The following is an 8,505-nucleotide window of genomic DNA, read 5'->3' on the forward strand; positions in this document are numbered from 1 at the left end:
AGTTGTCAGTCGGGATTTGGTGGGCCTAAGTCGTCAGGCAAATCGTTAAGCGTTTTTCCCAAAGCTTTGCAAAGAGCTTTCATTTGAGCAATGGTCAGTTCGGGTTCGTCTAGCCCTCGTTCCCATTTGCTAATGGCTTGCTGAGTTAGGGTTTTTGTGCGGGTTTTGTCGGGAATTTGTTTGGCTAAGGCGGATTGCGATAAACCAACAGCCTCCCGCAAGATTTGCAGTGCTGGTATATCTTTCGACTCTTGAGTTTGTTTCTTTCTGGGCATATCATAGCAAATTCACAACCAAAGTTGTTGACAAATAGATAAAATACAACTAAGGTTGTTTAAGATAGAGACAACACAAAGGCGGCTCCTTTAGCCGGACGGTGGAAACGCTTTGGTTTAGCGAGCTGCCTTATTTGTAGTTTCTACCCATTATGCCTGCATAGCCTTAGTATTTTCAGGGCTTGGGTGCATGACTCAAGCCCTTTTCCCTAGACTTTTCCGAACCCCTGCGGGTTAGTTATCGTTAGGCGAGGGCGATCGACTTGGTAAGTCATCGGGAATTTTAGTTACATCTAATCCTAAAAGCTCAAACATAGTTTTTAGAGAAACCTGGTACAGGTTAGCCAGTGCAGCTACGTTTTCAACAGTTGGCATGGACTTTCCTGATTCCCAGTCAGCTTGCATCCGCTCAGAAACGCCGATATGTTGTTTGACTTGAGGGCGGGTTAGGCCAGCTTGTTCTCTGAGAAGCCTTAATGGAGACTTGTCCTTTTCTTGCAAATTTTCTTCCACAGTGCATGAAGTTTGTTTCATGAAGCGAACCTCTTGACATGGTTGTTTAGATGAAGTAGACTTCATGTATAGCGACCAAACAAAGGCCCCCTGGCGAGCCTACTTTCGTCAAAATGCAGGTTTGAAAGACCGCCTTATTTTTAGTGTCTATCAATTGTGCCTGCATACCCAAGCGTATGTTCCGGGCAAGGGCGCATACCTTAAGCCCCTTTCCCTCAACGCCGAGAAGGAGGTGCCATGTAAAAGGTCGATCGACCTCACAGCACAGTCCAACTCAAAATTGTATCAAAGATCCAGACCAAAACATCTACTTTGCGATCGCACAACTTCCGTGGTATCGTTCCATTTCTCGAACCATTCCAGATCATGCCCACATCCATTGACAACTTCTACCTAGGCGATGTCGCCTCCAACTTTCACTTTGCAGGCCCGCTGCTAGACTTTGAAGAAGAAATCCAGAATCAATCTCCCTTTCACGATTTAGACTACCTGACAGGCGAAATTAAAAGGGGATTCCTAGACTACGTGCGTCAAGGAATCATGCTGGACGCCATCCGAAAACTGCGATTGTACAAAGACAAATTCAAAACTTTTAAAAGTTACTGCGAACAAGCATTAGGCAGGCAGTATTTTTACTGCACGCAAATCATCAAATCAGCGAGCATTTGCCTGCGCTTAATTAAAGCAGGATTTGAGATTTTGCCGAGCTGCGTTGCTCAAGTTGTCCCTTTGTTCAAACACGCAATCACCGACCAATACGGCGACAGTCCTTTACAGGAAAAGTGGCAAGAAGTGGTGGATGTCATACCCAAAGAAAGGATTACCGCAGTAACTATTGCCGAAACAGTTGACAACAATCCCAACCTCCGGCTCAAACAAATTCGGATTAAAACCGACACTTACGCCCTTTTAACGAAAAAAGCAGCCGCAGCCGGACTGTCTATTTCGGAATTTTTGGCAAGGTTGGTTGACGAATACAATCCCAGAAATTTAGAGCAGCCAGCGGAACATACTCCCGAACAAGAGGAGATTTTAGACCAATTAGACGCGGAGTTTAAGAAGCCGGCAACGGGACAGGCTTCAACTTCTGCCCAAGGCAAAGTTAAGTCTAAAGGTTTTGGATTGAAAGTTGAGCCGAAAGGTGGTAAAACAGAAGTTAAAGCTAAAAGTTTGAAAGGGGAAGTTAAGGCGAAAAGTTCGGAAGGTGCAGTTAAGTTGAAAAATCGGCAAACAGAAATCCAAGCCGAGAAACAGTCGAATTCATTTAATCAGAAAAATCATGAAGTCATCTGCTCAAAATCCAATCATGCGTCAACTGAAATTAATGGAGGTTCAACTGAACGAAATTCAGTGCCACCTTATTAAAGCCACTGTGTTGAATTGGTGGCAAATAGTTTTGCCTGACGGTCAGAAGATTGCGATCGAGCACGCGGGCGGCGGACACTGGATTTTTCGGGCTAACGGGCTTGAGAAATCTCATCCAGAAGTGCGGCTAGCGGTGTTAAGGGCGATCGCCCAAGGCTGTCGCAGGTAAGTTATCAGGGGGTTTTTCCCTTTAAATCTGTTAGCATCGGAATTATTCCTATCTCTCTTCTCTGCATCTGCGTTAATCAGCGTCAATCCCTTGTCATCTGCGGTCCCAGAAATTCTCTTTTTTTAACCGCAGATGAGGGCAGATGCAACACAGATTAACGCAGATGAATTCTCTCAATTTGAGGAAGCATTTGCTCAATTGTCTCCACTAACGTTTCAGGATCGACAGGCTTGGGAAGATGCCTTTGAAATCCGGCTGCTAGTGCTTGCTGTTGATTTGTCTCACCTGCATACGCAGTGAGAGCGATCGCGGGAATCTGTCCTCCCTCCTCTGTCGATAGTTGTCTGACTTTATGAATCAACTTATAGCCATCAATTTGTGGCATTCCAATATCAGCAATCAAAATATCTGGCTTAATTTTAGTGAGTTGTTGTAGCGCATCAGTTGCTGAAGATACAGAGATAACGGTGGCTCCCGCTTGCTCCAAAATACATTGAACTAAATCTAAATTGTCTACTTCGTCATCAACTGCCAGGATAAATAATCTAGCCAAGGGTGAAGTGTGAGCATTGAGTAATAGATTGTCCTTCTGCTCGCTGTTTGCATCATTGCTGCTGGCTAATAAGGGAAGTGTGACAGTAAATGTTGCTCCCTGTCCTTCTCCAAAACTTTCGGCTTTGACAATTCCACCATGTAGCTCAACGATGTGACGCACGATCGCTAATCCCAGCCCTAACCCACCAAAGCTTCTCGTAATACTGCTATCGGCTTGTCGAAATGTGTCAAAGACATAGGGAATAAATTCTGGCTTAATCCCTTTCCCTGTATCCCTGACTTGAATTTTAGCACAGGAATTAATCGTTTTTAGCTCAACTTCAACTCGACCTCCAGTTGGGGTGAACTTAATGGCATTGGTGAGCAAATTCCAGACAACCTGTTGCAATCGGGTAGCATCTCCTAACACATCGCCCACATTGGGTTCTAGCTGAGTTTGAATTTGAATGTTTTTCGCTTCGGCGGCTAAATGAACTGTTTCGATCGCTGCTTTAAGAGTTGTTTTCAAATTAATAGGAGTAGAGATCAAACTCAGCTTGCCTTGCAGAATGCGAGAAATATCCAGCAAGTCCTCAATCAGTTGAACTTGCAACTCGGCGTTGCGTTCAATTGTTTCCAGAGCTACCGCCGTCTTGCCAGAATCCAGGGTTCCCCTTCGCAGCAGCCGAGTCCAACCCAGAATCGGGTTCAGCGGAGTTCGCAATTCGTGCGACAAGACAGCTAAGAACTCATCTTTAATTCGGTTAGCTGCTTCGAATTGTGCCCGTGCTTGCGATTCTGACTCGTAGAGCCGTGCTCGGTCGATCGACTGCGCCGACTGCTGTGCCAGTGCCAAAACGAAAGCCCGATCGCTCTCGGAAAGTCGGGGAACTGTCGCAAAACTCAGCGACAGTCCACCAACGGCTTGTCCTTCAATCAGTAATGGCACTGAAATCCAGGCTTGGGAACCAACCTTGGCATAAGCTTGGGCTAAATCAGGATAACGGGCAATTCGGTTTTCGATGGTTTCTAGCCAAACAGGTTGCCCACTTCGCACGGCTTCTGCCAGAGGATAGGGTGCATGAATCGAAAAACTGCGCTGAAATTCTCCTACGTGCTCATACCCGATCGCTTGAATAATCTCGAGTTCGCTTGCCTCCTGGTTTAATACCGCAACCAAACCACAACTTGCTCCCAGTGCGGACATTCCCTGTTCAATAATGACCTGAGCCACTTGAGCCGAGGTTAGCGATTCAGACAAAGCTGTCATCACCGCCAGCAGTCTAGCCGTCCGGTTAGCAGCGAGTTCGGCGGCTAATTTCGCTTGTTGTGTTTCATTATAGAGACGAGCATTATCAATGGCGATCGCTGCTCGCTGAGCCAAATCTTCAGCCAAGGGAATGTCTTCCAGGCGATAGTGGCGATCGGACTCAGTAAACACAAAGGTAATGCTACCCAATACCCGCCCGCGTGCCTGTAGCGGTGCAATGATGCAGGACTTTAACCCAACTCCACGTAAGATTTCCAGGTATTCAGCATTTGACACTGTGGCAACTAACTGTTCATCTGTAATCTCAATCCCAATTTCAACCTGTCCTGTTTGTATGACTTTAGCAATGCCATACCCATCATCGAGATGTCTGGGAAAGCGTTGAGCCAACTCCCAGCCAAACTTCACTTTTTCAGGATCGGAATGAGCCACTGCCACCCGACCAATTGTGCGATCGTCATTCAGCAGATCAACACTACACCAATCTGCAAAATAAGGAACTGCCAGCTTTGCAACGCTTTGGAGAGTTTGTTCATACTCTAGTGAAGAGGAAAGGACAGCACTCACTTGGGCTAAAAATGCTGATTGTTGTTGAGAATTCTCTGCTACAGCACGGGCTGCCTGTTCTTGAACAAGCTGTACTCGTTCGTCTTCGGTTTGCTTGCGTTCAGTAATGTCGCTGAAAGCAGCAATGATATTGATAATTTGTCCCTCTGCGTCAAACAAAGGGGAAGCATTGATCGAGAGAATCCTGCGAGTTCCATCGGTATGGCTAATGCCATGTTCTATACCATAAACAGGCTTACCTGTTTGCATCACCCTCGCAAACGGCAGTTCCTCTTCTGGGAAAGGATGACCCTCCACGGTTGTAATGAACCAGGATGGATCGTTATAGCCTCGCTCCACAATGTCGCTGCGAGTCAATCTTAAAATCCTCTCTGCTGCCCTATTTGCCACTCTAATCTGTCCGGTAGAATCTAGAATAGTGATGCCATCAGGAATAGTTTGGAAGATGCTCGATAATTGCGCTTCGCCCTCACGCAGAGCAGTTTCTGCCTGCTGGCGCTGTGTAATGTCGTGCATCACCACAACTGCACCCTGTTTTTCGCCGTTTGCGGCAATAATTGCCTGTCCAGTTGCTAACAGCATTCGCGCAGTTCCCTGCTGCGGAACAATCATCATTTCCACATCACGAACGTTCTGTCCTTGCAATGCCTGAAACAGGGGAATATCCTCTGTATTCATTGGTGTTTTGCCGTCAGGCAAATACAAGTTATAATACTGGGCCCATTGCTCCGGTGGAACTGGCTGCTGAGGTACTCCATGAAAATCTTTAGCTGCTTGGTTAAATACCGTCAATATGCCCTCGGCATCGCAAGCTACAATTCCAGCTTGAACGTTGTTTAGAATTGCCTTCAAAAAGTCCTGTTTTTTCTGAAGAGTGGCTTCCACCTGCTGGCACTTGGCGATTTCGGCTTTCAGTTGCCGATCGGCTTGAGATGTTTCAGTAGTATCTTGGAAGTAAAGAAGTAACCCATCTTCACTCTTGATGAGGCGAATTCTCAACCACTTGTTGAGTGAGGGGTAGTGTTCTTCAAACTCGATCTCCGTTTGCGTTGTGATCGCTCGATGAAAATGCTGATATAGCTCAGAGGTAAGATCGACAGCAAATACTGTCCATATCGTTTTACCAATTAGGTGTTGCCGCTTCCTGTTTAAAAGCTGCTCTGCTTTATGGTTGACATAGGTGCAGTGCCACTCTGAATTAATAGAAATGAAGGCCTCAGCCATGTGATCTACGATCACCCCAAATCGTGCTTCGAGTGCTTGGCAGTCCGTACATAGCTCTTGAGGAAAATTTACAGTAAGCTCTTCTCGAGGATTCAAAGAGTTTGTACCTTCTACATTCATTACGGTTCGTCCTGCCTATTTACCTATTATGCCAGCTATTGTTAGGGAATCAAGATATACAGGACTTACGCAGAGCTCCCCCTAGCCCCCTAAAAAAGGTGGACTTTGACTGTTCTCCCCCTAAAAAAGGGGGACTAGGGGGGCTTGAGGTTTTAGGCTTTTGGTGCGTAAGTCCTAATATATAGTATGCCCAAAACCTCAGCCATTCAGTTTTTAAGCAAACGGGCGATCGCAACTCATGGGAGAACACCGCTAAAAATTCGTCTTTAATCCGGTTAGTGGCTTCTGCTTCCGATCATGCAACGTGATCGCCTTCTAATCGTTAGTCGATCGCCAGAATCCCTACTTTTTCCCTGAATGTTCCCTTTGCTGTAATGTTTTTCCCGCCGGGGGATAAGAAGTATCAGGGGTTGTGGCCCACTGGCGGACTCGAATTCTATGCCGGATCGCTGCAGGGCTGGTGGGATTGGCTGAAGCTGTTACAACAATGGCACTTTGCTCTTGCTGGTGTTGCGCTGGTGTTGGTGTTAGGAGGGGTGCGGTGCGATCGCAGGTAAGAGTCATGAGTCATGAGCCCCCACTCGTCAGTCCTCAGTCATCAGTCGTCAGTCATCAGTCCCGATCAGTCAGAAATATCGGCTACAAACTCGAACAGATTGGATTTGACCACAACTGCAAATTTAACAGAACTGCGATCGCCTGCAATTTGGCAGCAGTTCGAGAATGGTTCAAGTCGATCGAGCAAAGCGCAGGCAAGTGCAGCATCATCACTCTGACTGCAATCGACCTTGATCCCTCTTTTGTCACTTCCGGGGTAGTATAAAGCTAAACCACAACCAAATCCATCACTAATCGAGGGTCAGGAACCTCAGCTATCAGGCATGAGGCTTGAAGGAGAAATCTAACAAGCCGTTCCCCTAGGGCCTCAGTCTTAACAGACTACGTTTTTTGAGTCACGATACCCGCTTGATGCGTAGCTAGTCCCTTGCTCTATCGTTGAGAGTTAAACAGTTCGGTATGTCACGCTCAACAGTTCTTTGGGCCGGCGCAAGCTCATTAAACATTGGCGAAGTACAGACGACCTGGCAGGTCGTCTCTTCTACTCCGAAAAGAGATTGAGGCAACCATACCTCACGCTTTGGGGCAACCATACCCCTCCACCCCGCGAGGGGATTCAATTCAATGTAAAGCCGTCCTAAAAGGACGGGGTTTCAACCCTCCGCTACGCTGCGCCCATAGTTCTGATGAAAAAGGGTAGATTAATCATCGCTCAAAGATGTCACTCTACCATTGTTGAAGACTTATAAAATTTACCCCACGATCTAAATCCCTCGTGGCAAAAGCTCGATCGCTCGTGACAAAAGCTCTGGCAGACATTGGAGAAAAACAGCATCTGTGGAACCTGCTATATTTTTGAAATTTACCCAGGTTTTTTTTCCGTCAAATTAAGAGTGGATAAAAGAGCGATCGACCTACCATTATTTGAGGATATAGCAATCCTAAATCATTTGTTAATTTCTTACTCCCGGACCGCGGCTTCGGGGAGGGCTGGGGTGGGGTAAAAAATTTATGACTCCTGCAAGGATTGCTATAGATCAGCATGGTAACACCACCCCGTCAAGTTTTACCAACCCTCAAGTTCATCGATGACTATTGCCAAAACTATCAACACCTCTTCACAGAAGTTAGAAATTACGAATCCTTTAAGTTGCTCCATTTAGGATTGTTATCAGAATATAGCGATCCTAAATCATTTGTGAATTTCTTACTCCCTCCCCGAACTCGCGGGGAGGGCTGGGGTGGGGTAAAAAAATTACGACTCATTTAGGATTGCTATAATAGAGTAAATCCTTACCAAAAATAGCCAGAGTAGTTGGGTTACCCAATAGCCAATCATTACATCATTTTTTGCAAAATGCCATCTGGGATAGCAAAGCTTTAACAGCCACCAGATCAAACTTTATCCATAATTTAATCGGCGAGCAAGAAATGATTCTGTGTATTGATGAAACCGGAGATGTCAAAAAAGGTAAAGCCACTGATTATGTATCCAAAGTGCGATTCGTTTAACCTAAAATGAGCTGAAAAGCTTATGGGACGGTTAGCCTAGCTGCTCAGGCAGTTAGTGACAACTGATTACATTTATAGGTGAGGCTCAGTGAGTCAAGTCCTATCCTCCAAGTGCAGGAGTGAAAGCATAACCCCTAGTCTGATTGGGTAGCAACCAACAAACTAAAGCGGGGTTAAAAGGTAGAACTACTAGAAGCCGAATCTGGTAACTATCGAGCAAGAAGTCCATGTGTAGCGAAAGCAAAGATGTGTCCGAACCGGCGTTGCTGAGTTAGAGTATGAATAGGAGGAATAATTTATGCAATGTCCAGAATGTAAATCAACCCATATCCGTAAAAACGGCAAGAAAAAAGGAAAACAGAATCACATTTGTGTCCAATGTGGTCGTCAATTCATCA

Annotated in this window: 8 protein-coding genes and 1 pseudogene; 5 read left to right on the forward strand and 4 right to left on the reverse strand. The window is 45.9% G+C overall.

Translation table 11 applies throughout. The features are described from left to right. Positions 1 to 5 precede the first annotated feature (5 nt). Together ACUVJL_RS31600 and ACUVJL_RS31605 are read right to left on the reverse strand one after the other, a co-directional pair. Entirely contained in the window at positions 6 to 275 is a 270-nt protein-coding gene (locus ACUVJL_RS31600; protein WP_333028169.1) for a helix-turn-helix transcriptional regulator, read from the reverse strand. A 234-nt stretch (positions 276 to 509) separates the two neighbouring features. Further along, positions 510 to 809, reverse strand: coding sequence for a helix-turn-helix domain-containing protein (locus tag ACUVJL_RS31605; RefSeq protein WP_445171290.1), 300 nt, complete (start codon positions 807 to 809; stop codon positions 510 to 512). A 345-nt stretch (positions 810 to 1,154) separates the two neighbouring features. Between ACUVJL_RS31605 and ACUVJL_RS31610 the strand changes: the two genes are divergently transcribed. Next, a complete protein-coding gene (locus ACUVJL_RS31610) occupies positions 1,155 to 2,153 on the forward strand; it encodes a hypothetical protein (RefSeq protein ID WP_445249446.1) in 999 nt (332 codons plus the stop codon). Between the two features lie 7 nt (positions 2,154 to 2,160). Then, positions 2,161 to 2,322 (forward strand): hypothetical protein, encoded by a 162-nt coding sequence (locus ACUVJL_RS31615; RefSeq protein WP_242728623.1) that lies wholly within the window; start codon positions 2,161 to 2,163, stop codon positions 2,320 to 2,322. Between the two features lie 154 nt (positions 2,323 to 2,476). Here ACUVJL_RS31615 and ACUVJL_RS31620 read toward each other — a convergent pair whose 3' ends face one another. Further along, positions 2,477 to 6,037 carry a PAS domain S-box protein gene (locus ACUVJL_RS31620; RefSeq protein WP_445249447.1) on the reverse strand — a complete coding sequence of 1,187 codons (3,561 nt, stop codon included), beginning with the start codon at positions 6,035 to 6,037 and terminating at the stop codon, positions 2,477 to 2,479. Between the two features lie 342 nt (positions 6,038 to 6,379). After that, positions 6,380 to 6,601 carry a hypothetical protein gene (locus tag ACUVJL_RS31625; protein WP_445249448.1) on the reverse strand — a complete coding sequence of 74 codons (222 nt, stop codon included), beginning with the start codon at positions 6,599 to 6,601 and terminating at the stop codon, positions 6,380 to 6,382. On the opposite strand from ACUVJL_RS31625, the gene ACUVJL_RS31630 reads away from it, so the two are divergent. From ACUVJL_RS31630 to ACUVJL_RS31640, 3 genes and pseudogenes are all read left to right on the forward strand, one after another. After that, positions 6,600 to 6,860 carry a hypothetical protein gene (locus ACUVJL_RS31630; protein WP_445249449.1) on the forward strand — a complete coding sequence of 87 codons (261 nt, stop codon included), beginning with the start codon at positions 6,600 to 6,602 and terminating at the stop codon, positions 6,858 to 6,860. The genes ACUVJL_RS31625 and ACUVJL_RS31630 overlap by 2 nt on opposite strands. A 1,034-nt stretch (positions 6,861 to 7,894) precedes the next feature. Continuing rightward, positions 7,895 to 8,107, forward strand: a pseudogene (locus ACUVJL_RS31635) (transposase); the annotation flags it as partial. 298 nt (positions 8,108 to 8,405) lie between these two features. Next, positions 8,406 to 8,505 (forward strand): IS1/IS1595 family N-terminal zinc-binding domain-containing protein (locus ACUVJL_RS31640; RefSeq protein ID WP_445246345.1); only part of this gene is annotated, 100 nt, incomplete at its 3' end.

Source organism: Microcoleus sp. OTE_8_concoct_300 (genome assembly GCF_031383065.1).
In the GTDB taxonomy this organism is placed as follows: domain Bacteria; phylum Cyanobacteriota; class Cyanobacteriia; order Cyanobacteriales; family Microcoleaceae; genus Microcoleus.

What these genes read in the sequence shown, in the direction of transcription:
- ACUVJL_RS31600 (WP_333028169.1), bottom strand. Translation starts at nt 275, where the DNA reads ATGCCCAGAAAGAAACAAACTCAAGAGTCGAAAGATATACCAGCACTG.
- ACUVJL_RS31605 (WP_445171290.1), bottom strand. Translation starts at nt 809, where the DNA reads ATGAAACAAACTTCATGCACTGTGGAAGAAAATTTGCAAGAAAAGGAC.
- ACUVJL_RS31610 (WP_445249446.1), top strand. Translation starts at nt 1,155, where the DNA reads ATGCCCACATCCATTGACAACTTCTACCTAGGCGATGTCGCCTCCAAC.
- ACUVJL_RS31620 (WP_445249447.1), bottom strand. Translation starts at nt 6,037, where the DNA reads ATGAATGTAGAAGGTACAAACTCTTTGAATCCTCGAGAAGAGCTTACT.
- ACUVJL_RS31630 (WP_445249449.1), top strand. Translation starts at nt 6,600, where the DNA reads ATGAGTCATGAGCCCCCACTCGTCAGTCCTCAGTCATCAGTCGTCAGT.
- ACUVJL_RS31625 (WP_445249448.1), bottom strand. Translation starts at nt 6,601, where the DNA reads ATGACTCTTACCTGCGATCGCACCGCACCCCTCCTAACACCAACACCA.